The sequence below is a fragment of the Acinetobacter sp. AOR12_HL genome (assembly GCF_027855275.1).
In the GTDB taxonomy this organism is placed as follows: domain Bacteria; phylum Pseudomonadota; class Gammaproteobacteria; order Pseudomonadales; family Moraxellaceae; genus Acinetobacter; species Acinetobacter baumannii.
In genome coordinates this window covers 46,943-69,710 of record NZ_JAKTIJ010000020.1, presented here as the reverse complement: position 1 = coordinate 69,710, position 22,768 = coordinate 46,943, and the positions used below count along the sequence as shown (strand labels likewise).

Here is a 22,768-nt window from a genome sequence, read left to right as displayed (position 1 = left end):
TTTGAGTAGGCTTTTTTATTATTTAGCTGTTTTCTGCGATGGTTCATCGAATAAAGATTTACAGCTTTCTAGATTTTGGCATGAAGCAAACATAAGCGCTTTAGGTAAGCTCGCATACAAATTGGTGATATGCTGTTCAGCAGGATTATTGAAATGCCAATAAGTAAATTGGTCTGAACGTTTATTTTCTAAGACTTTAAAGAAATCGTCTTTATTAATTCTTTGATTAAACTGGGTATGTGGCCCACCTTGTTCATGTGTACCGGCTGTCGTCATCAGCATTGGGAACACGGTTTGCTTTTGACTTTGCCATTGTTCTAATTCTCGAAATAACATGCCTTGATCAAACCAGAGAGAAGGGCTTGCAGCAAAGTAACGTTGGAAGGCAGTAGGTTTTTGAAAAAAATGATAAAGCACAAACAATCCTCCAAAAGAATGCCCATAGAGACTTTGCTGTTGGCTATTAATTGGAAACTGTTTAGCGATTTCAGGCTTAAGCTCATTATTTAAAAAAGCAATAAACTGGTCAGCACCACCATATTTATATTTACCTTGTGCTTGAAACTCGGCAGAAGGTTTTGGGGTGTAATCATAAGCGCGTTTTTGCACATCAAAGGTTTTTTGCTGAGGATAGCCCACAGCTACAATAATGAGCGGATCTAAACCTAATTTTGCAGAGCCTGCTCCAATCGACTGGGCAATATTCATTGCGCTTGGAAATGTTGCATTACCATCTAATATATAAAGTACCGGATAACCATGTTGGGGTGGGGCAACAGGTGGTTTATAAATTTGAATAAGGTATTCATGTCCAGTATTTTTAGATTTAATTTGGAACTGGGCCTGATTGTTGTGAAAATCGATTTTTGATTGATTTTTTACAGGGGCTTGAGCCAAAACGGAACTACTTATTAAAGAGCCTAGAAAGAAATTACAAGATAAAAAGAAAAAAGATTTAAGCATAATAAAGTTAAGAAAATGTTATAAGTCAAATAATAAATGAAAATCATTATCAAATAAAGTGATCTTATACAAAGGTTCGAGCCGGATTAATGAAAAAAGCCCATACACCCATATTGCCTAACAAAACAAAGCCGACTATTGTTATACTCTCGTTTAAAAGATGATTTTGCTGAGGCTGCCTTCCAATGATCAACGATGATCAAAACAAAACGACTTCTCTTAGTTTAGAACAAATTCGCGAAGATATTGATAGCGTAGATCAACAGATTCAAGAGTTATTAAATCGCCGCGCAAGCCTTGCTGAAGCTGTTGCGAAAGCTAAATTTGCTTCTGAAGAGAATCCTTTGTTTTATCGTCCTGAACGTGAAGCACAAGTTTTACGTAAAGTTATGGAGCGCAATCAAGGGCCTTTATCTGACGTAACTATGGCCCGTTTGTTCCGTGAAATTATGTCTGCTTGCCTTGCTTTAGAAGCTCCGCAAAGTATTGCATTTTTAGGCCCAGAAGGTACTTTTACTCAATCTGCCGTACTTAAACATTTTGGTAAAGATGCGGTTGTCCGTCCGCTACCAACTATTGATGAAGTGTTCCGTGAAGTAGAAGCGGGTAGTGCGCATTACGGTGTAGTTCCGGTTGAAAACTCATCTGAAGGTATCGTAAATCATACTTTAGATTGTTTTAAAACTTCGAATTTAAATGTGATTGGTGAAGTTGAATTGCGTATTCATCATCAATTCCTTGTTTCTGAAAATACACGTAAAGACAGTATTAAGCAGATTTATGCGCATCAGCAAACTTTGGCTCAGTGTCGTCAGTGGTTAGACGCACATTATCCGGGGGTTGAGCGTGTTGCCTTAAACTCAAATGCCGAAGCTGCACGCCGTATTCGCAATGAATGGCATTCAGCAGCGATTGCGTCTGATATTGCAGCAGGTATGTATAACCTTGAAATCTTGCATAGCAATATTGAAGATAATCCGGAAAATACCACTCGCTTCTTAGTGATTGGCCGTGAAAAAATTCCACAAAGTGGCAATGACAAGACATCATTATTAATTTCAGCACATGACCGTGCAGGTGCTTTATTAGAAATTTTAGCGCCGTTTGCAAAATATAATATCAGCTTAACGAGTATTGAAACTCGCCCAGCACTACCTGAAAAATGGGCATATGTGTTCTTTATTGACTTAGAAGGTCATATCGATCAGGAAAATGTGGCTGCGGCAATCAATGAGATTCGTCCAATGGTAAAAGAACTTCGTATTTTAGGTTCTTATCCTGCTGCTGTTCTTTAATCACTCATGTTGGAATAGTGACATGTATCAAGATGGACATGTCATTATGCTTAAAAACAAATTGCTCAAAGGTTTAAATAACGTTGAGCAAAAGCAAAGTTGAAGTTATGTTACAACCCCTATTTAAAAAAGTTGCATTTATTGGTTTAGGACTTATTGGGTCGAGTTTGGCTCGCGTTATTGTTGCAGAAAAGTTGGCGACAACTATTGTGGCATCTACACGTTCACAGAAAACTTTAGAAGATGCAAAATCACTTGGCTTAATACAAGAAGGGTTTTCCGATCCTGTAGAAGCTGTGAAAGGGGCGGATTTAGTTGTTTTAGCCTTGCCAGTGCGCGCCACTCAAAAAGTACTTGAGCAAATTAAACCTTATTTGTCAGAAACCACAATTGTAACTGACGTGGGAAGTACAAAAGGTAATGTCGTAGATGCAGCAAAAGCTGTATTTGGTGAAGATTTACCAGTGGGGTTTGTTCCCGGGCATCCGATTGCGGGAAGTGAACACACGGGTGTCCACGCAGGTAAGGTCGATCTCTTTGCAAATCACAAAGTGATTTTGACGCCATTACCAACAAGTGCAGAATGGGCAGTTGAGAAACTGATTCAACTTTGGTCAGCTGCTAAAGCCGAAGTGATATGTATGGATGTTGCCAAACATGATGAAGTTTTGGCGCATACCAGTCATTTACCGCACTTAATGGCATTTAATCTGGTCGAGCAACTTGCAAACCGTGAAGATAACCTTGATATTTTCCGTTATGCAGCTGGTGGTTTCCGTGACTTTTCACGAATTGCTGCCAGCGATCCTCAAATGTGGCATGACATTTTCTTTGCCAATAAAACAGCTATATTAAATGCTGTAGATGGCTTCGAGAAACAACTTACCGTACTTAGAAAATTGATTGAAAACGAAGATTCTCATGCATTAATGGGTTTACTCGGCCATGCTCAGGCAGCACGTCAGCATTTCAATCATATGTTAGCCAAAAAACCTTTAATGGAGAAAAATAAGGTGACACAGCAATTCAGTATCTTACCGGGAAATAAGGCTTTTAAAGGTAAATTTACCGTACCGGGTGACAAATCTGTGTCACATCGCTCCATTATGTTTGGTGCTATTGCAGAAGGCACTACGCATGTAACAGGCTTCCTTGAAGGTGAAGATGCTTTAGCAACTTTACAAGCTTTCCGTGATATGGGTGTAAGCATTGAAGGCCCTAAAAATGGTGAAGTGACCATTCATGGCGTGGGTATGCATGGCTTAAAAGCACCAGCAAGTGCGTTGTATATGGGTAACTCTGGAACAAGCATGCGTTTGCTTTCAGGTATGCTTTCTGCACAAAAGTTTGATTCAGTGATGACGGGTGATGCTTCGCTCTCTAAACGTCCAATGGAGCGTATTGCTAAACCATTACGTTTAATGGGTGCGCAAATCCAAACGACAGGTGAGAAAGGTACACCACCTGTAAGCATTACTGGTGGTCAGAAATTAAAAGGTATTCAATACGATTTACCTATGGCATCTGCTCAGGTGAAGTCGGGTATTTTACTTGCTGGTTTGTGGGCTGAAGGTGAAACTTCGGTAACTGAACCGGAACCAACACGTGATCATACAGAGCGTATGCTTCGTGCATTTGGCTATGATGTTAAAACTGAAGGCAATAAAATTTCCCTTGTGGGCGGCGGTAAGTTAGTGGGTACTAATATTCAAGTACCATCTGATATTTCATCTGCTGCTTTCTTCATGGTGGGCGCTGCAATTACTGAAGGTGCAGACGTTGTACTTGAAGCTGTAGGTATTAATCCAACACGTACTGGCGTAATTGAAATTTTAAAACAGATGGGTGCTGACCTGACTGTTGAAAATGAGCGTATCGCTGGTGGAGAGCCTATTGCTGATATTCATATTAAAGGTTCACGTACCCTTAAAGGTATTCATATGCCTGAAGACCAAGTACCTTTAGCAATTGATGAATTCCCAGCCTTATTTATTGCAGCGGCTTGTGCTGAAGGCCAAACAGTATTAACAGGTGCAGCAGAGCTTCGCGTGAAGGAATCTGACCGTATTCAAGTTATGGCAGATGGTTTAAAAATCATGGGCATTGATTGCACACCTACTGAAGATGGCATCATTATCGAAGGTAAAGGCAAATCTGGTGATTGGTCACCAATCTTTGCTGGTGGTGAAATTGAATCACACCATGACCACCGTATTGCTATGAGTTTTAGTATGGCAGGTCTTCGTACTTCTGGTCCGATTACAATTCACGGTACTGAAACTGTTGCTACAAGTTTCCCAACTTTTACTGAGTTGGCGAATCGTGCAGGCTTAACGATAGAAGTTAGCCAATAACTTTTTACCTAACACATTTTATAATTGCTAACACAATAGCAACGGCAGCAGCGAGCTAAAGGCTTGGCTGCTGTTTGTTTATTGCTTATGCTAAGTGCAGATAATGATAAAAGTGTTAGGACAAAGGATGAAAAAATTACAATTTATTGCCAGTTGCCCACAACATGGGGTGCTTGATCATCCACCAAATGAATGCCATATCACTCAAGAATATGTAGCGGCTTTACTGTTTAAACAATTGGGGAATTATGGTTTTGATGCACAGCATATTGTGCATGAACATGAAAAGGTGGAAGTAAGTATTGATAATCACCTTTTACCATTGTCTATTACTTGCCAGCAAACCGACCATGATGGGCATTTAATGTGTGAAATCTCTGCCAATCCTGATGAAGAACAAGATTGGTTTGAGAAAATCGAAACACAAAGTATTATTCGTCAGCTTGCACAGGCTGTTGAAAATAGCTTGAAAGCCGATCATAGCTTTTCAGCATTTGAGTGGAAAAGCTAAACATATTATTGTTAAGACTTATTTGTGAAGTACGGCTTTTTAGAAAAGTCGTACAATTTCTTTAGATTAAATATAAAAATACAAAATCTTTCCCGAAATCGCTACCTATCTTTAATGCTTTGTGTATATTGAAATTATTAAGATATTTACATAATTAGAGTGTAGTTTTCATGACACAAGTTGATATTGCAGCATTATCTCCTCAAGTCGTTTGGCAGCATTTTCAAACACTTTGTACTATTCCTCGTCCGTCAAAGCATGAAGAGCAACTTCGTGAGTTTTTACAAAACTGGGCCGAAAGTCGAAATTTAGAAACTTATGTAGATGAAGTTGGTAATTTAATTATCCGAAAGGATGCAACTGCAGGTAAAGAACATGTATCTGGCGTTATTCTGCAAGGTCATCTAGATATGGTCACGCAGGCTAACACAGGCACAGTACATGATTTCTTTAAAGACCCGATCCGCCCAGTTCTTGAGGATGGCTGGCTAATTGCCAAAGACACTACTTTAGGTGCTGATAATGGCATTGGGGTAGCCTTAGCTTTGGCAGTATTAGATTCAAATGATATTGCTCATGGACCAATTGAAGTTCTTTTAACTGTTGATGAAGAAGCAGGCATGAGTGGTGCGCGGCTTTTAGAGGCTGGTGTACTAAAAGGGAAATGGTTATTCAATATTGATACGGAAGAGTGGGGTGAATTATATCTCGGATGTGCCGGCAGTATTGATGTTGAGGTAGAGCAGCCGCTTAGTTATGAGCCAATCCCTGAAAATTTGAATATCGTGAATATTCAGGTGGCTGGTCTTAAAGGTGGTCACTCTGGCGTAGATATTCATTTAGGACGTGGCAATGCCAATGTTATTTTAGCCCGCTTTTTAAATCAATATTTAGCCTCACTGGGTGGGCATCTTGTTGAGTTTACAGGTGGTACGGCCCGTAATGCTTTACCGCGAGAAGCAGTGGCAACCATTGCAATTTCGCCTAATCAGTTATCAAACCTAGAAAAGTTACTTGCTGAATATCAAAAGGTATGGAAAGAACAGCTACAGGGTATTGATGACAACTTGCAATTAAGTATTCAACCCACTGGTGCTGAAGTGACCGAAGCGATTGCTCAACAACAGCAAAATGAATGGTTGCAAGCTTTGGCAACAAGTCCTTATGGTGTTGCAAGTATGAGTCAGGTTCTACCAGATGTAGTTGAAACCTCAAATAACATTGGGGTGGTGAGACTAAATCGAGAAGGTGGAAAAGCTGTTTTAATGGTCCGTTCAATGGTGAACCAAGAAGCTCAAGATTTTGCCGAAAAAATTCAGGCCCATTTTAGCCAATTTAATATCGGCTCTACACTTACGCCGTTAGTGTCGGGTTGGACACCAAATCCAGATTCGGCTGCTCTAAAGTGCTTACAACAAGCTTATCAAAATGCATTTAATATTGAGCCAAATCTAAAAGTAATTCATGCAGGCTTAGAATGTGGGATTATTGCTGAACATTACCCACATTTACAGATGGTTTCGTTTGGACCGGATATTCAGGGGGCACATGCACCGGGTGAACGAGTCAAAGTTGATACTGTAGAGAAATGCTGGAAGCTACTGGTAACCGCTTTGGCATCTGTAGAGTAATTTTTTAAGAGATAAGAAGCTCAGTTATGAGCTTCTTAAACTTTAACTTTTACATGAAAATGATGTGGATTTAACTCGACAAATTCGATTTCACAATCAATAAATTTTTCAATCATGGCTGCTTGAGTACGAGTATGTTCGCTAATACATTGTGCGGTGAATTCACCACCTTGACCTAAAGCTAAAGGCAGAAGCAATTGATCTGCCAAATACTCATCTACAACAGCCTGCGAAGATAAATATAAATTTACATCTTTTGCTAAATGATCAGCTATTTGCTCTGCACTTTTGCGCATCTCACCTAAAGCTGTAAACAGTTGAGTGTGATATTGATGAGTAACTTTCACATAGACTGTATTGCCTTGGCTAATTCCATTTAAATGAAATTGTTGCTGAGAGCTTAAGTTTAGTTTTTTACTTAATGTGATTAATTCACGTTGTGCTATCTGTGCTTCTTCTGAAAGATTTAATACTGCTGCAAAAGCTTCATTGCATTGCAAAGCACCACGATCTAATAACTTTAAGCTGTTTCGATGTTGCCATGGCTGAATGGTAACTTGAATTTCACCCGCACCAATTGGAAAAAAGCCAGCTTTATTTAATCTAAAATCGACGTTAATTCCAATCTTTGTTAGAGCAGGTAAAAAGCAGTGTTCAATAAAATCTGCTGTTGGTGCAAGTGGGTTATGTGTACCCCCTGAAATGGTGAGTTCGGTAGCTTCATTTTGTAATAACAAAACAGGTAGAAGCGTTTGTAAAACCAGTGTTGTACTACCCGCTGAACCGATTTGAAATTGATATTTACCACTTTGAACATGCTGAGGTGCGAAATATAAACGTTGGCTATGTAATTCAGCACCCTCTATATAAGCTTGGCTAATTTGTTGAGATGCTTGTACACAAACCAAATGTTGACGCATTAACCCTGGTTTTTTACGTCCTGCACGTATATTAATTAATTCAAATACCTGACCTGTAATCATTGAAAGGGTAAGGGCGGTTCTTAAAATCTGTCCACCACCTTCACCTTGTGAGCCATCAATTTGAATGGCTTTTGGCATATTTGCCAAAACTGTATTCACTTCTGTTTTCCTTATTTTCTAATTTAATGAACATACTGTCAGTACATGGTAATGCGAAGTAACGCGTGACTTTGCTTTTGACAAAGGTTTAGTAGGGGCATAGTGCTGAGCCTGATAAGTGAATATCGATGCACGGCTCACATGCTGCCATAGCCGCCTGAATTATTTTCAATCCCTCAGATCGGAGTAATGCAGGATCTTGTACTCGCCCAGTATGCCCAAACTTTGATTGTGAAAATAATTGCACAAAATCTATTGTTTAATTGATTAGATCAATTTGCCAGTTAGCAGCCTGAATTTTAACGTTTAAGTCACGGAGTTTCGCACTGATATCATCCGCCTGCTTTTGTAAGCTATAAACAGGAATGACTTTCTTCCACTTAATTTCACGTGAGCTATAACGATCAGGTTCTCGATGTGTATTGGCAATCGCATCTATTAAAATCTTATGCTGTTCAGCATAACTATCGCGCAAGCTTAATAGGGACAACAATACTTTGCCATCTTCCAGTTTTGCTTGTGCATTGGTCAAATGAATACGACAAATCAATTGATTGCTTTCCTGGGTTAAAGCGAATACTTGTTTGATGAGCTCATTTGAATCTTCACTAGGTTCATCACCTTCTTGTACCAATACATTGGCATTAATTCGTTGTTTTAACGAAGCGAGCTTTTTTTGTTGATCGCTTCGAAGTAAAAGTGCTTCTGCGAGTTTCATTATTCATTCACCAATTTAGGAATATTTTTTTGTTCAGATTTAATCACATCTAATCCAATTAAATCTTCTAATTGTTTTTGGCGTTCATATCGAGCTATGTACCACTCTTTTAATAGCATTTCGATTAAACCAATCAGCATTTGGGCTTCATTTGGTTCAACATCAATAATAAAATTAATGTCTTTTTCCATGTGAGCGCCAATGTTTCCAATTTTTCTGACAGCATCAATTGCTTGCCAAATAATAGGGTCGATTCGATCTTTAATAGCCTTTATTTCTTCATTCAAGGTATTTTTAGATACACCCCAATAATCTCGAATCATGCCTTGTAAGCATCTTCTTGATAAAGTTGCAGATGCCTTTGGACTGAGATCACGAATTAAACATGCTTCGTTATAATCATCTAAAACGGCTTTGGGAATATAATCAGGAAATGTTTTAGCTGATGAATTTGGCTTTAAGTTCCATGAAATAATAGTTTTTCCTAGGGTTGGAATATTATAATTTCCTGACAAAGGAGCAAGCCTTGCGGTGATTTTTGACTCTTTACACAATAGATTTGGGCAAGTAATTGACTCTATTTCAATTCCAACCAAACCATATTTATTATTATTGTTAAACTTATTTAAGAATCTAGAAATATTTGAATCTGTAATTGTCGCATTTTGGTTGCAGTAAGGGCATGTCCATGAAAAGGCCATTTGATTTCTCCTAAAATTTATAAAGTTATGATCTAAAATTAATATTTTAGATCATAATATGTTCAACCTTTAACACATACCACTTGTCTTAATGTATATACCACTTCAACCAAATCGCTTTGAGCTTTCATTACATCTTCAATTGGTTTATATGCCGATGGAATTTCATCAATAACAGCAGCATCTTTACGGCATTCCACACCTTCAGTTTGTGCAATCTGATCTTCAACAGTAAAGCGTCGTTTGGCTTCAGTACGGCTCATAACACGGCCTGCACCATGCGAACATGAGCAGAAAGCCTCCTGATTTCCAAGCCCCCGAACAATAAATGATTTCGCACCCATTGAACCTGGAATAATTCCATATTCACCTAAGCGCGCACGGACCGCACCTTTACGGGTGACCATCACTTCTTCACCGTAGTGTTCTTCCTTTTCCACATAGTTATGGTGACAGTTCACTGCTTCCAAACGTGCTTGAAAAGGCTTTGGTACAATCGTAGCCAAGGCTTTAATTGCAGATTGCATCATGATTTCTCGGTTCTTCATCGCAAAGCGTTGAGCCCAACCTACCGCAAACCAGTAATCATCAAAATGTTCAGTTCCTTCCACTAGGTATGCTAAATCTTTATTTGGCAAATTAATGAAATGTTTCTGCATGTCTTTACGTGCAAGTTCAATAAAATGATTACCGATAGCATTTCCTACACCACGAGAACCTGAGTGCAACATAATCCAGACATGATCATGCTCATCTAAACAGATTTCTACAAAGTGGTTTCCAGTACCTAAAGTTCCCAAATGTTTGCGGTTGTTGGTGTTTTTTAAACGTGGGTGTTTTGCGCAAATATATTCAAAATCTGCAACCAGATCAGCCCAAGCTTGATCTACCATTTCTGGTGGAGTTTCCCATGAACCACGATCACGTCCGCGCTTAGTCATTCCATGGGGAATTAATCGTTCAAGTTCACTACGTAGAGCATGTAAGTTATCTGGTAAATCTGAAGCAGTTAAGCTTGTACGGGTTGCCATCATTCCACAACCAATATCTACACCCACAGCAGCAGGAATAATTGCCCCTTTAGTTGGAATTACGCTACCAATAGTTGCTCCTAAACCGAAGTGTACATCTGGCATAACAGCCATCCATTTATAAATAAAAGGCATTTGAGCTGTTTGTAATAATTGTTGTTTTGAGTTGTCATCAACAAGCACGCCTTTAGTCCACATTTTGACTGGCATACTTTTTTCATTTTGCAGAACTTCATAAGAACGTTGTTGCTGCTTTTGTTCAAACTGAGCTTGTTGGTTAATTTCTTCAATGACAGACATTTTCTTTTCCTTTCAAAGCCTGCCTGCCAAGCGTTTGCAGGCAGGTGTTATTCACAATATCCGAATGATGTTGTGTGCGTTGTACTATTGCACTGAGTGTGCCAACTTTTAAAAATACACTTAATTAAAAATATAAGTTATTGAAAATAATATATAAAAATAATTATTCTTTCTGTGTAACTAATTTCTGTTGGAAATTTTAATATTTAAAAGATATCTAAAAATATATTTAAATATCTTTTTGGATATATTTATTTAATGGGTCTTCTCGTTTTTATCGACTTTTAAAAGCTGTCCAGCTTCACTTAAAGTAAATTCATCAAAATCATTTGCTAAATAAAAATGACCTTTATAAAACTGACGAACTTCTTCAGTAATAGCTTGCTGCCCAGCTTTATCCTGATGTCGGGGGCTAAAATGCGTCAGAATTAAATTGTCTAGAGATTGCTGCTCAGCAAATTCAGCCACCATTTTTGCTGAGCTATGCATTGGACCTTTGCCGACTTTATCTAAGACCGTTTGCAAGTAAGTCGATTCGTGAATAAGGAGTTGAGCATCTTTGCAAGCATCAACTAATAGTTCTGGTTGGTCATTATCACCACCTATAATTGCATGAACTTGGTGATTTTGAATTTTGATAAAGTCTTGAGCTTTTAAAGTTTGTCCCTCAAATTCAATATTGTAGCCTCGTTTCAAATTGCCCCACATATCTCCTTGAGGTACGCCAAGCTGAGTTAGAGCTTTGGTATCTAACTTCTTCTGAATCGATTTGATGTAAATGCTAAAAGCAAAACTTGGAACACGATGGCTTAGAGGGTGTGCCTGAACAATGAATTCGTCAGTGACCTGTTGTGGCTGCGTTGCTTCATTTATATCAATAAATTGAAGGGAATAGGGCAAATATAAATCTGTAAGCTGGGCAGTGATTTCAAACCATTGCTGAATTTCTTTCGGTGCAATCACGATTAAGGGTTTGCTACGGGCATTCATGCCTGCACTTGCCAATAAACCAACTAGACCATAACAATGGTCGCCGTGAACATGTGTAATACAAATGGCAACTAGGTTTTGTAGTGAAAGTTTGGCTTGTTGAATGCGATGCTGTGTCCCTTCGCCAGCATCAATTAAAATCCAGTCCTTATTTTTGCTGTTACGAACTGCTAATCCTGAAACATTACGTGTCAGGGTCGGTACACCTGAAGACGTGCCTAAAAAAGTAAAATGAAGCATATTCTTGGAATTGTTTGGTCAAATGCGTATTGTATATTATAGACACTTATAAAATTTTATAGAAATTATGAAGGATGCTAAGAAAACAGTCGTTATTGGCTTTGTCGGTTCTACACTTGATCAGGGGAGAAAGCCAGATCGATGGCAACGTTGGCGTCCTACGATTAGCCTGTTAATGCATGAAGATTTGCTTGTAGATGAATTGGTGCTTTTACATGATCGACAACATCATAATTTAGTTAAATCTATAGCAGCAGATGCTAAAGAGATTTCTCCACAAACACAGGTTTCTGGACATAAGGTCAGTATAAAAGATCCTTGGGATTTTGCTGAAGTTTATGGTGCACTCTATGACTTTGTAAAAACCTATCCGTTCGATGTTGAAAAAAATAACTATTTACTGCATATCACGACAGGAACGCATGTTGCTCAAATCTGTTGGTACTTATTGGTAGATGCACATTATTTACCAGCTCAACTCATTCAAAGTTCACCTAACCAACACAAGACATCAGAAGGTGAATATAGAATTATTGATTTGGATTTGTCTCGATACGATGTTTTAAAACAGCGCTTCGATGATGAACAAAAACAAAATTGGCAGCAACTTAAAGCAAATATCTCTACTCATAATAAAGCGTTTAATCAGCTTATTGAGGAGGTTGAGTTAGTCGCAACCCGATCTAGCGCGCCTATTTTAATTATGGGTGCGACAGGTGTTGGTAAGTCTCATTTGGCAAAACAAATTTTTCAGTTAAAGAAAGATAAATTTCAATTAAGTGGCCGTTTTATTGATGTTAACTGTGCAACCTTACGTGGTGATAGTGCCATGTCGACCTTATTTGGTCATATAAAAGGTGCATTTACGGGAGCCGCTGCCTCTCGTGCTGGTTTATTAAAAAGTGCTGACCAAGGTATTTTATTTTTAGATGAAATTGGTGAATTAGGACTTGATGAACAAGCCATGCTGCTAAAAGCTTTAGAAGACAAAAGCTTTTTTCCTGTTGGAAGTGATAAAGAAATCCAGGCCGACTTTCAGCTAATTGCAGGTACTAACCGTGATTTACGTAATGAAGTTCAAGCTGGTCGATTCCGTGAAGATTTATGGGCCCGTTTGAATACATGGACATTCTTCTTGCCAAATTTAAAAGACCGTGTAGAAGATATTGCACCCAATATTGATTTTGAGCTACAGCGTTTTGCTGCAATTCATCAAAGACAATTACGTTTTCAACGTGATGCCTTAGAAATATATTTAAAATTTGCTAAATCAGCAGATGCATCGTGGCAAGGGAATTTTAGAGATTTAGCAGCGAGCGTAACTCGGTTGGCAACTTTATCTCAAGGTGAGTTAATTCGTCGTGATGCTGTAGAAAAAGAAATTCAACGTCTAAAGCAGCTTTGGCTTATTCAGGATGAATCTTACAATGATAAAGATGCAGATATTCTGTTGAGCTATTTAAGTCCTGAGCAGCTGGAACAAATAGATGAATTTGATCAGATTCAATTACGAGGTGTACTCAAAGTCTGTGAAAATTCAAAATCAATGGCAGAGGCAGGAAGACAACTCTTTTCAGTATCACGCCAACAACGTAATACAACAAATGATAGCGACCGAGTGAAAAAATATTTAGCGCGTTTTGGATTAAGTTGGAATAATTTTCAATAATGACACGTTATATAACTTGATGGGCATAGACTCAATCTATGCCCATCATGTTACCGTTTATTTCATAATAATAAAACGTGTAATGATTTGGCGAAGCTGTTTTAAATAACCTGTAAAGAAGTGGTTGGCGCCCGGCAAAATCGTAATTGGATGCTTTTGTGGTTTTGCCCACTCAATTGCATCTGAAAGTAAGGTAATGTCATCTTGCTCACCATGAATGAGTAGAATATCACCTTGAATTTCAGGTGTTTTATAGTGACGTAATCCCACAACCGTAGCTGTTGGTAAACCACATAAAATTAACTGTACTGGCTGTAATTCAGGGCTAAGCTGCGCATGACATTTTGCCAAAACATGTGAGCCAAAGCTAAAGCCACCTGCATAAAATGGCAAACCTGCATGAAGCTCACGAACATGCTCAATCACAGCTAAAATATCTTCAGTTTCTCCATGTCCTTCATCATGAATACCTTCACTGCCGCCTAAACCACGGAAACTAGGACGGTAAACAATACAGCCATATTCATTAAAGATTTGGGTTAAAAGAGCAGGGACTTTATGTTGAGGGGTTCCACCTTGTAATGGGTGGGGGTGACAAACAACTGCAAAGCCTTTGATTTCACCTTCAGGGCGGTCAACGAAAAGTTCAATTTTACCTACTGGACCCTGGATGAAAATTTGCTCAGACATAGAAGAACCGCTAAATAACAATACATAAGTGCTATTTTACCGATAGTCGTCATTGAAAACACGAGTTAGCATTAAAAAATATCTACTGTTATAGTTGGCATTAATAATAATTTTTTCAGGTTGTCTATGCTTGCTTTAATTTCTCCTGCAAAAACTTTAGATTATGAAACAGCGTTACCTACAGATGAGTTTACTCAGCCGCGCTTGTTAGAACACTCCGCACAATTAATTGATGTTTGCCGCAAACTTTCTGCGTCGGAAATTGCGAGTCTAATGAGTGTCAGTGAAAAAATTGCCACACTTAATGCTGATCGTTTTAGGGACTGGAAGCCAGAATTTGATTTTTCAAATGCTCGTCAGGCAATTTATGCATTTAAAGGAGATGTTTATACTGGTTTAGATGCTTATCACTTAAAAGATAAAGATATTGATTTTGCTCAGCAGCATTTGCGTATGCTCTCTGGTTTATATGGTTTATTGCGTCCTTTAGATTTAATGATGCCTTATCGTTTAGAGATGGGCACTAAATTAAAAAATACGCGCGGTCATAATTTGTATGAATTTTGGGATGACATCATCACTAACCAGATTAATGAAGATTTAGCGGCAATTAAATCAGAATTGCTGGTAAATCTGGCTTCAGATGAATATTACAAATCTGTCAATGAAAAGAAAATTAAGGCTGAAATTGTGAAGCCTATTTTCCTTGACCAGAAAAATGGCAAATATAAAGTCATTAGTTTCTATGCGAAAAAAGCACGTGGTTTAATGGCTCGTTTTATTATTGAAAACCAATTAAATAAAGCTGAAGACATCAAAGCGTTTAATACCGAGGGTTACTACTTTGATGCTGATAACTCATCGGCAAAAGAGTTGGTGTTTAAGCGTGATGAACAATAATCCTAAGCGTGGTTAATAGATGCTGATACAGCTTTACTTATTAAAACTGGAACTTTTTTGGTTTGAGCTGCATCAGCATTATCATTTTTCTGAACCGCAGAAAATTTTAAATGAACTTATTGCTGCTTATAGTGAAAAGCAGCGTGCCTACCACACCGTACAACATTTATATGAATGTTTGAGTTTAATTGAGACGATTCAGTCCGAATTAAATGATCCATATGCTGTTGCATTGGCTCTCTGGTTCCATGATGTAGTCTACGAACCTCAAGCGCTAGATAATGAACTTAAAAGTGCCGAGTTATTTGAGCAATTAATGGCTCAAGATTTACAGCTCGATACAATACAGAAAATAAAGCGTTGGATTCTTGCGACTCAAAAGCATGCACCAACCGGTGAAACAGATTTGCAATTTTTGTTAGATATCGATTTAGCTATTTTGGCAGCAACACCTGAACGTTTTATCCAGTATGAACAGCAAATTCAGCAAGAATATGCTTGGGTTGATCCAGAAGTATATTCAATTAAGAGAAAACAAGTTTTAAAGCATTTTTATCAGTCTGAGCCGCTTTATCAAACTGCATATTTCCAAAAGAATTTTGAGTTAAACGCCAAGCAAAATTTAAAGAAAATATTGGAATAGCCTAAGCTGAATATAAAATTTAGATCTGTTGATTGAATAAAGTGATATAGATTTTTAATCTTTTTTGAAAAGCGAAAATGGTTACATGAGAGGAGAGAGGAACCACTGAAAAAAACAGTGATTCCTTAGAAATAAATTATTTAAAGAAATAACCTGTTTCTGGTGAACTTGCATTTGCCATACGTTTGCGTGGCATACGCCCAGCTAAAAATGCTTCACGTCCTGCTTCAACAGCTTTCTTCATTGCAGAAGCCATCAAAATAGGATTTTGAGCCGCTGCAATCGCTGTGTTCATCAATACGCCATCACAACCAAGCTCCATCGCAATCGCAGCGTCACTTGCTGTACCAACACCTGCATCTACTAAAACCGGTACTTTGGCATTTTCTTTAATAATTGAAATGGTATGCGGGTTTAAAATACCTAGGCCTGAACCAATCAAACTACCTAAAGGCATAATTGCAACACAGCCCATACTTTCAAGTTCTTGAGCAATGATTGGGTCGTCAGAGGTATAGACCATAATCTCAAAACCGTCATCAATCAAAGTGCGAGCGGCTTTTAAAGTCTCGGTTACATTTGGATATAAAGTTTTTTCATCACCCAACACTTCAAGTTTTACTAGGTTATGACCATCAAGTAGCTCGCGCGCTAGCATACACGTGCGTACTGCGCTGTCAGCGTCAAAACAACCTGCGGTATTTGGCAAGATTGTATATTTTTCTGGTGGAATGACAGAAAGTAAATTCGGTTGATCTGGATTTTGTCCAATATTCACACGGCGGATTGCGACAGTTACGATTTCTGCACCACTAGCTTGAATGGCTAAATCCGTTTCATTTAAGTCTTTATATTTCCCTGTTCCTACCAATAAACGAGATTGAAAAGAACGTGAACCAATAATGAGAGGGGTGTCTTGCATGGATAACTCCGACTTAGCCGCCGCCAACAGCGTGAATAATTTCGATACGGTCATGTTGAGCAATCGTAATTTGCTCTAATTTGCTTTTAGGCACGATTTGCTGATTGTGTTCAACAGCAAAACGTTTTCCTTCAAGTGCCAGTTCCTGAATGAGTTGCAACAGGTTTTGGCTAGGCGTGTCCGTTAATTCGCCATTTAAATAAATTTGCATGATCACATTCCGATTATTTTGCGTATTTGAAAGCATTCCAAGCCAAGATTAGCCATCCAGCAATCATCAAAGCTCCACCTATTGGCGTAATTGCGCCTAATATCCGCGGTAAACCCAATGCCATGATATAAAGCGAACCACAAAAGAACAGAATGCCAATCTGAATAAGCAAGAAAGATAACTTGATTGGGAAATGAGGAAGAATCTTGCTTAAAATACCAAGCGCTAACAATCCAAGCGCATGATAAAAAAAGTAGTCGGTTGCAGTCTGCCACCAAGCAAGTTGTTCAGGGCTCGCGTGAGCTTTAAGACCATGTGCTCCAAAAGCACCCAACATGACTGCGAAAGCAAGATTAAGGGCTGAAATGGCAATCCACATAACAAAAAACGCAACTGAATAATGAAAGGCAACGTTACCATAGAATAGGTTGGCTAAACATAGCCAGATAAAACAAAAGGGCTTATCGCCCTTTTATTTTTTCATTTTCTTTAGCTTGCAGACATTGCGACTTTAATTTTTTCCATCGCATTCTTTTCAAGCTGACGAATACGTTCGGCAGAAACATTATATTCAGCAGCAAGCTCATGGAGGGTAGATTTATCGTCATCTAACCAACGGCGCTGCAAAATATTACGTGAACGGTCATCTAGCTGGTTCATTGCGTCATGCAAAGCAGATGTACTTTGTTCTTCCCAATCCTCATTTTCTACTAAACGAGCAGGGTCATAACGATTATCTTCAAGATATAACACAGGCGCAGTGTGCGGAGTGTCATCATCGTCATCGCCTTGAGCTTCAAAAGCAGCATCATATGCTGTTAAACGACCTTCCATTTCCAAAACTTGTTCTGGAGTAACATTTAAGTCGTTTGCAATAGACTGCGCTTCTTCTAATGTGAGCTTTTTACTCGATTTTTTTAAGCTGCGTAAATTGAAGAAAAGTTTACGCTGAGCTTTGGTTGTTGCAATTTTTACAATACGCCAGTTACGAATAACATATTCGTGGATTTCTGCCTTAATCCAGTGGACGGCAAAAGATACAAGACGTACGCCCATATTTGGGTCAAAACGTTTTACGGCTTTCATTAAGCCTAAGTTACCTTCTTGAATAAGGTCACCTTGAGGTAGGCCATAACCTGCATAGCTGCGCGCAATGTGAACGACGAAGCGTAAATGCGACATTACCAGCATTTTTGCGGCATCAAGATCTTGGTCATAATAATAACGCTCAGCAAGCTCTTTTTCTTGCTCAGCCGTTAAAATAGGAATCTGATTGACAGTACTGATATATGCACCAAGGTTTACACCGGGCGCAGACAATGACAGGGGCATCAATTGATTGCTGCTGTCACTCATGAGTTCTCCTTATAGGATAGGATGGATTAACCAATAAGTTCATCTTAATTTGAATCGGCTTCATAATTAAGCAAAATTGGGTATAGAAATGTAAAATTTTATGCAGTTTCTAATCTTTTAGTTTAGCAAAGAATTATTGAGTTTCAATTAAATAGTGAAATTCTCTTTCTGAAATCTGCATGGTTTGACACGTAAAATGATGTAATTGGCAATAACGTGTTACATCAATTTCACTATGCGGGTCAGATGATTTTAATAAGAATAGTTGTTTTCCCGATAATTTTTTAAGTTCACGTTTCAACATTAATAATGGCATTGGACAAGGTTGGCCAAGGGCATTAATTTCAATAGGCGTCGTAGCGGAAGAAGTAGTGCTCATTCATCATCAAAACAACTAAAAAAATTATTTTAACAAATTTTTGTAAACACTACATAACTTTATATAAAGAACAACTAATCAATACTGATAAAAATTATTGTAATAAGCTGTTTAAAAAAACAGCTAAAAATAGGGGAAATAAATGAAAAAAATTCTATTAATTGTCATAAACCCGTGTTAAGCTCGAACCGTTTTAGGAATTACCACACAGTTAAATTGTTTTAATAACCCTATAACAAATGGATGTAACCGGAAATTGTTGATAGTTTTACAGAATGATTACAAGCTTTAAGATTATAAAAATTTTAAAACCTTGTTTGCTCTGCTGTTTGCAACACCGGAAGGTCCTTTTTTCATCATCTGAGGATTGACTTATGACAGCTCGTGAACAAGGCGTAGTAAAGTGGTTTAATGACACTAAAGGCTTTGGTTTTATTCAACGTAACGGCGGCGACGATGTATTCGTTCACTTCCGTGCAATCGTAGGTGACGGTCACCGTTCTCTACGTGACGGTCAACGTGTAGAATTTAGCGTTGTACAAGGTCAAAAAGGTTTTCAAGCTGAAAATGTTCAGCCTTTAGACTAATTCATCTTTTTGATGAATCATGGACGCTCCAATTTTTGAATTGGGGCGTTTTTGTTTATAATGATCTTCTCATTCGAGAGATTGTTTGTTAGAGCGCGTATTTATGACATCTGGTTTTGAAACCTTGAATTTACATCCGCAACTTAAAAAGGCGATTGATGCTTTAGGGTTTACTCAAATGACCCCAATTCAGCAAAAGGTTTTAAAATATACATTAGCCGGGCATGATGCAATTGGGCGAGCACAGACAGGTACAGGTAAGACTGCTGCCTTTCTGATTAGTGTAATTAATGATTTGCTCAATAATCCGGTTCAGGAGCAACGCTTCCGTGGTGAGCCTCGTGCTTTAATCTTAGCACCTACTCGTGAGTTGGCATTGCAGATTGAAAGTGATGCAAAATCTCTCACAAAATTTTCTAATTTACACCTAGTGACCCTATTAGGTGGTGTTGATTTCGATAAGCAGAAGAAGCAACTTGATGCTAATTTTGTCGATATCATGGTTGCCACACCAGGGCGTTTAATTGATTTTGTAGAACAAAAAGAAGTTTGGCTCGATCAAATTGAATTTTTAGTGATTGATGAAGCTGACCGTTTATTGGATATGGGCTTTATTCCTTCGGTAAAACGTATTGTGCGTTATTCACCACGTAAGGAACAACGACAAACCTTAATGTTCTCTGCAACATTTAGTTATGATGTCTTGAACTTGGCAAGACAGTGGTTATTTGAACCAGTAACTGTTGAAATTGAACCTGAACAAAAGACCAATAATGATGTCGAACAACGTGTTTACGTTGTGGCTAAACAGGATAAATATCGTCTTTTACAAGATATTTTACGTGAAGAGCCAATTGATAAAGTTATGATCTTTGCCAATCGCCGTGATCAGGTACGTCGTCTTTACGACCATTTGAAAAAAGATGGATACAAAGTGGGGATGCTATCTGGTGAAATTGCTCAAGATAAACGTTTAAAAATGTTGGAGCAGTTTAAGCAAGGCAAGCATAACATCATGATCGCAACCGATGTTGCTGGTCGTGGTATTCATGTAGACGGCGTATCACATGTAGTGAATTTTACATTGCCTGAGCAGTCTGATGATTATGTCCATCGTATTGGTCGTACAGGTCGTGCAGGGGCACAAGGGGTAAGTATTAGTTTCTTATCTGAAGATGATGCTTTCTATTTACCCGAAATTGAAAAAGCAATTGGTAAGAAATTGCCTCTAACCCGACTAGATGGTTATTGCTAATAAAAAATCCCAATCATTTGATTGGGATTTTTTTTGATTAATTTATTTTACAATAGAAGGTAAGCGTTGTTTGATAGTCATCATCTTTTGCTAAAGATGCATTTTTACCCGTTAAAGTACCGATGACACCCGCAGCAGCTTCTACCATTTGACCAGTCTTTTCACTTACCACATCTTTTAAAACCCCATGGTAAGACGTTTTTTCATCAACAATAACTGGCGTTGTGCTCTTAGAGCATGTTTTTTGTGCCGCAGTAACCGCATTATTCTTTGCAATTAAATTGGTTTTGCCAATTCCAGTCACTTCAAACTGATTATTTTCTTTTTGAATTGCTAAAGTGTTTTTAGGCGTGGTTGCACAAGCACCTAGTAATAAAACAACACCGCTCATTGCGCTCGCTAAAATTATTTTTTTCATAATGCACCTAAGTTAATCACCAAAAGATAGGGTTATTTGAACATAAGTTTTCTAATTGATTTTGAAGACGTTGTATGAGTTTTGATGTTTTGTATTAAAAAATGTCAAACTATGAATTCACTAAGTTTATAAGCTAGATTCAATGGTGGATTAACGGTAGATTATGCTAATCTATTTCGAATTTTTGAGTTAGATTAATATTAATGACGGATTCAGCAATACAAATAATTCACCAAAATATTCATCAGCGTCAGTCTATTGGCCAATTAGTTGAGCCAGCCCCAAATACAGACCAGTTAGAGTTGGCTTTTCAGGCAGCTTTAACAGCTCCAGATCATCATAGACTTAAGCCAACGCGTTTTGTAATTGTGTCAGGTGACCAACGTGCTGCTTTTGGTGAAGTTCTGGCAAAAGCATTGGTCGATTTGGGTGAGTCTGATCCTGCACAGCTTGAACGAGTGAAGCAACATCCTTTTCGAGCTCCGCTACTTATTTTAGCTCTTACGCAATTACAAGATCATCCGAAAGTTCCACACTTCGAACAAATTTTGAGTACAGGCGCAGCAGTACAAAATCTTTTGTTATCTTTACAAGCTCAAGGGTTCTCGACCATGTGGCGTAGTGGTGCCGTTGTCGAATCAAACTGGTTAAAACAGCATTTAGGTCTGCAACCGCATGATTTGATTTCAGGTATTATTTATGTCGGCACAGCAGCTAAAGCAATTGCTTCACGTGCAGATATTGATAGTAAAGAATTCGTAAAAGTTTGGCAGGCTTAACGTCTGTAAAAGTAAGAAATAGGATAATAAAGCATGGCTGAATTTAAGTTTACAGATTTGGTGGAACCTGTTGCGGTCGATAAAAAAACGGCATTACGTATTACCGTTTTAGGGGGCGGTAGCTTTGGTACAGCTATGGCAAATTTAGCTGCTCGTAATGGCTGCGATACCATGATCTGGATTCGTGATGCCGAAACAGCAGAAGAAATTAATAAAACCCATATTAATAAACGTTATTTACCAGACTTCACTTTAGAATCTTCATTACGTGCAGTTTCTGATCTTGAGCAAGCAGTATGTGACCGAGATATTATTTTAGTTGCAATTCCAAGCCACTCATTCCGTGACGTTTTAAAACAAATAGCACCTTACATTACCGCGCAAGCTGTGGTGTCTTTAACCAAAGGTGTTGAAGCTAAAACATTTAGCTTCATGAGCGATATTATTCGTGAAGAATTACCAGAAGTGCCGTATGGTGTGTTGTCAGGACCAAATCTTGCTAAAGAAATTATGGCAGGTATGCCTTCTGGTACTGTAATTGCAAGTGACTCTGAACTCGTCCGTTATGCCGTACAGCATGCTCTTCATAGTGCGTTATTCCGTGTTTTTGGTAGCGATGATGTGCATGGAGTTGAGTTAGGCGGTGCCCTTAAGAATATTTATGCCGTTGCTATGGGAATTGGGGCAGCATATAAAATTGGTGAAAATACCAAGAGTATGATTTTAACGCGTGCTTTGGCTGAAATGAGCCGTTTCGCGGTAAAACAAGGTGCAAACCCACTTACGTTCTTAGGTTTATCTGGAGTAGGTGATTTATTTGCGACTTGTAATAGTCCATTAAGCCGTAATTATCAAATTGGTTATGCGCTAGGTTCTGGTAAAACGCTTGAACAAGCGAGTAAAGAATTAGGTCAAACTGCAGAAGGTATTAACACGATTGTTCAGGTGCGTGGCAAGGCACAAGAACTAGACGTATATATGCCAATTACCAATGCTTTATATGAGGTCATTTTTGAAGGCGCTCCACCATTAAATATTGCACTTTCTCTTATGAAAAATGGACACCGTAGTGATGTTGAGTTTGTTTTACCTCATCATGAAGTCTGACGAATAAATGTCATAAATTGTGGTTATAATGCAGGA

Annotated in this window: 24 protein-coding genes; 11 read left to right on the top strand and 13 right to left on the bottom strand. The window is 38.4% G+C overall.

Annotated features, from left to right (window positions below; genetic code table 11):
• Nucleotides 1-18: 18 nt before the first annotated feature.
• Nucleotides 19-963, bottom strand: a complete 945-nt coding sequence (locus MKL36_RS08880; RefSeq protein ID WP_021511575.1) for an alpha/beta hydrolase — start codon at nucleotides 961-963, stop codon at nucleotides 19-21.
• Nucleotides 964-1,148: 185 nt separating this feature from the next.
• Between MKL36_RS08880 and pheA the strand changes: the two genes are divergently transcribed.
• The 4 genes from pheA to MKL36_RS08860 all read left to right on the top strand — a co-directional run bounded on the left by pheA (nucleotide 1,149) and on the right by MKL36_RS08860 (nucleotide 6,754).
• Nucleotides 1,149-2,258 (top strand): prephenate dehydratase, encoded by a 1,110-nt coding sequence (gene pheA / locus MKL36_RS08875; protein ID WP_021511576.1) that lies wholly within the window; start codon nucleotides 1,149-1,151, stop codon nucleotides 2,256-2,258.
• 107 nt (nucleotides 2,259-2,365) lie between these two features.
• The gene (locus MKL36_RS08870; RefSeq protein ID WP_031223078.1) at nucleotides 2,366-4,612 is read left to right on the top strand and encodes a bifunctional prephenate dehydrogenase/3-phosphoshikimate 1-carboxyvinyltransferase; all 2,247 of its coding nucleotides are present in this window, start codon (nucleotides 2,366-2,368) and stop codon (nucleotides 4,610-4,612) included.
• 127 nt (nucleotides 4,613-4,739) lie between these two features.
• Nucleotides 4,740-5,123 (top strand): hypothetical protein, encoded by a 384-nt coding sequence (locus MKL36_RS08865; RefSeq protein ID WP_000735997.1) that lies wholly within the window; start codon nucleotides 4,740-4,742, stop codon nucleotides 5,121-5,123.
• 170 nt (nucleotides 5,124-5,293) lie between these two features.
• The gene (locus MKL36_RS08860; RefSeq protein ID WP_021511578.1) at nucleotides 5,294-6,754 is read left to right on the top strand and encodes an aminoacyl-histidine dipeptidase; all 1,461 of its coding nucleotides are present in this window, start codon (nucleotides 5,294-5,296) and stop codon (nucleotides 6,752-6,754) included.
• Nucleotides 6,755-6,789: 35 nt separating this feature from the next.
• Here MKL36_RS08860 and rtcA read toward each other — a convergent pair whose 3' ends face one another.
• From rtcA to MKL36_RS08835, 5 genes are all read right to left on the bottom strand, one after another.
• A complete protein-coding gene (gene rtcA, locus MKL36_RS08855; protein ID WP_021511579.1) occupies nucleotides 6,790-7,836 on the bottom strand; it encodes an RNA 3'-terminal phosphate cyclase in 1,047 nt (348 codons plus the stop codon).
• 259 nt (nucleotides 7,837-8,095) lie between these two features.
• Complete coding sequence (locus tag MKL36_RS08850; RefSeq protein WP_021511580.1) at nucleotides 8,096-8,554, bottom strand: DIP1984 family protein; 459 nt, start codon at nucleotides 8,552-8,554, stop codon at nucleotides 8,096-8,098.
• Nucleotides 8,554-9,255 carry a DUF4145 domain-containing protein gene (locus MKL36_RS08845; protein ID WP_000885915.1) on the bottom strand — a complete coding sequence of 234 codons (702 nt, stop codon included), beginning with the start codon at nucleotides 9,253-9,255 and terminating at the stop codon, nucleotides 8,554-8,556. The genes MKL36_RS08850 and MKL36_RS08845 overlap by 1 nt, the downstream gene beginning before the upstream one ends.
• A 62-nt stretch (nucleotides 9,256-9,317) precedes the next feature.
• Nucleotides 9,318-10,586 carry an RtcB family protein gene (locus tag MKL36_RS08840; RefSeq protein ID WP_005109754.1) on the bottom strand — a complete coding sequence of 423 codons (1,269 nt, stop codon included), beginning with the start codon at nucleotides 10,584-10,586 and terminating at the stop codon, nucleotides 9,318-9,320.
• A gap of 255 nt (nucleotides 10,587-10,841) precedes the next feature.
• Entirely contained in the window at nucleotides 10,842-11,816 is a 975-nt protein-coding gene (locus MKL36_RS08835; RefSeq protein ID WP_021511582.1) for a ribonuclease Z, read from the bottom strand.
• A 67-nt stretch (nucleotides 11,817-11,883) separates the two neighbouring features.
• Here MKL36_RS08835 and rtcR point away from each other — a divergent pair, with 67 nt between their 5' ends.
• Nucleotides 11,884-13,485 (top strand): RNA repair transcriptional activator RtcR, encoded by a 1,602-nt coding sequence (gene rtcR / locus MKL36_RS08830; RefSeq protein ID WP_000650525.1) that lies wholly within the window; start codon nucleotides 11,884-11,886, stop codon nucleotides 13,483-13,485.
• Between the two features lie 57 nt (nucleotides 13,486-13,542).
• On the opposite strand, the gene MKL36_RS08825 is transcribed toward rtcR, so the two are convergent.
• Complete coding sequence (locus MKL36_RS08825; RefSeq protein WP_021511583.1) at nucleotides 13,543-14,175, bottom strand: alpha/beta hydrolase; 633 nt, start codon at nucleotides 14,173-14,175, stop codon at nucleotides 13,543-13,545.
• Between the two features lie 126 nt (nucleotides 14,176-14,301).
• On the opposite strand from MKL36_RS08825, the gene yaaA reads away from it, so the two are divergent.
• Nucleotides 14,302-15,075, top strand: coding sequence for a peroxide stress protein YaaA (gene yaaA / locus MKL36_RS08820; RefSeq protein WP_000880398.1), 774 nt, complete (start codon nucleotides 14,302-14,304; stop codon nucleotides 15,073-15,075).
• Between the two features lie 19 nt (nucleotides 15,076-15,094).
• A complete protein-coding gene (locus MKL36_RS08815) occupies nucleotides 15,095-15,718 on the top strand; it encodes an HD domain-containing protein (RefSeq protein ID WP_021511584.1) in 624 nt (207 codons plus the stop codon).
• A gap of 136 nt (nucleotides 15,719-15,854) precedes the next feature.
• Here MKL36_RS08815 and MKL36_RS08810 read toward each other — a convergent pair whose 3' ends face one another.
• From MKL36_RS08810 to MKL36_RS08790, 5 genes are all read right to left on the bottom strand, one after another.
• Nucleotides 15,855-16,640 (bottom strand): thiazole synthase, encoded by a 786-nt coding sequence (locus MKL36_RS08810; protein ID WP_001154366.1) that lies wholly within the window; start codon nucleotides 16,638-16,640, stop codon nucleotides 15,855-15,857.
• Between the two features lie 13 nt (nucleotides 16,641-16,653).
• The gene (gene thiS, locus MKL36_RS08805) at nucleotides 16,654-16,851 is read right to left on the bottom strand and encodes a sulfur carrier protein ThiS (RefSeq protein WP_001167820.1); all 198 of its coding nucleotides are present in this window, start codon (nucleotides 16,849-16,851) and stop codon (nucleotides 16,654-16,656) included.
• Nucleotides 16,852-16,864: 13 nt separating this feature from the next.
• Nucleotides 16,865-17,230, bottom strand: a complete 366-nt coding sequence (locus tag MKL36_RS08800) for a DUF423 domain-containing protein (RefSeq protein ID WP_021511585.1) — start codon at nucleotides 17,228-17,230, stop codon at nucleotides 16,865-16,867.
• 110 nt (nucleotides 17,231-17,340) lie between these two features.
• Nucleotides 17,341-18,207: an RNA polymerase sigma factor RpoH gene (gene rpoH, locus MKL36_RS08795; RefSeq protein ID WP_001285359.1), complete on the bottom strand. Its 867-nt coding sequence runs from the start codon at nucleotides 18,205-18,207 to the stop codon at nucleotides 17,341-17,343.
• A gap of 133 nt (nucleotides 18,208-18,340) precedes the next feature.
• Nucleotides 18,341-18,586: a sulfurtransferase TusA family protein gene (locus MKL36_RS08790; RefSeq protein ID WP_000108398.1), complete on the bottom strand. Its 246-nt coding sequence runs from the start codon at nucleotides 18,584-18,586 to the stop codon at nucleotides 18,341-18,343.
• A 374-nt stretch (nucleotides 18,587-18,960) separates the two neighbouring features.
• On the opposite strand from MKL36_RS08790, the gene MKL36_RS08780 reads away from it, so the two are divergent.
• Nucleotides 18,961-19,173, top strand: coding sequence for a cold-shock protein (locus MKL36_RS08780; RefSeq protein ID WP_000126912.1), 213 nt, complete (start codon nucleotides 18,961-18,963; stop codon nucleotides 19,171-19,173).
• Between the two features lie 103 nt (nucleotides 19,174-19,276).
• Nucleotides 19,277-20,428: an ATP-dependent RNA helicase RhlB gene (rhlB, locus tag MKL36_RS08775; protein ID WP_000200418.1), complete on the top strand. Its 1,152-nt coding sequence runs from the start codon at nucleotides 19,277-19,279 to the stop codon at nucleotides 20,426-20,428.
• Between the two features lie 37 nt (nucleotides 20,429-20,465).
• On the opposite strand, the gene MKL36_RS08770 is transcribed toward rhlB, so the two are convergent.
• Nucleotides 20,466-20,846, bottom strand: coding sequence for a hypothetical protein (locus MKL36_RS08770; RefSeq protein ID WP_000720482.1), 381 nt, complete (start codon nucleotides 20,844-20,846; stop codon nucleotides 20,466-20,468).
• Between the two features lie 203 nt (nucleotides 20,847-21,049).
• Here MKL36_RS08770 and MKL36_RS08765 point away from each other — a divergent pair, with 203 nt between their 5' ends.
• Entirely contained in the window at nucleotides 21,050-21,625 is a 576-nt protein-coding gene (locus tag MKL36_RS08765) for a nitroreductase family protein (protein WP_021511586.1), read from the top strand.
• 33 nt (nucleotides 21,626-21,658) lie between these two features.
• Nucleotides 21,659-22,732, top strand: a complete 1,074-nt coding sequence (locus MKL36_RS08760; RefSeq protein ID WP_000807316.1) for an NAD(P)H-dependent glycerol-3-phosphate dehydrogenase — start codon at nucleotides 21,659-21,661, stop codon at nucleotides 22,730-22,732.
• Nucleotides 22,733-22,768: the final 36 nt, after the last annotated feature.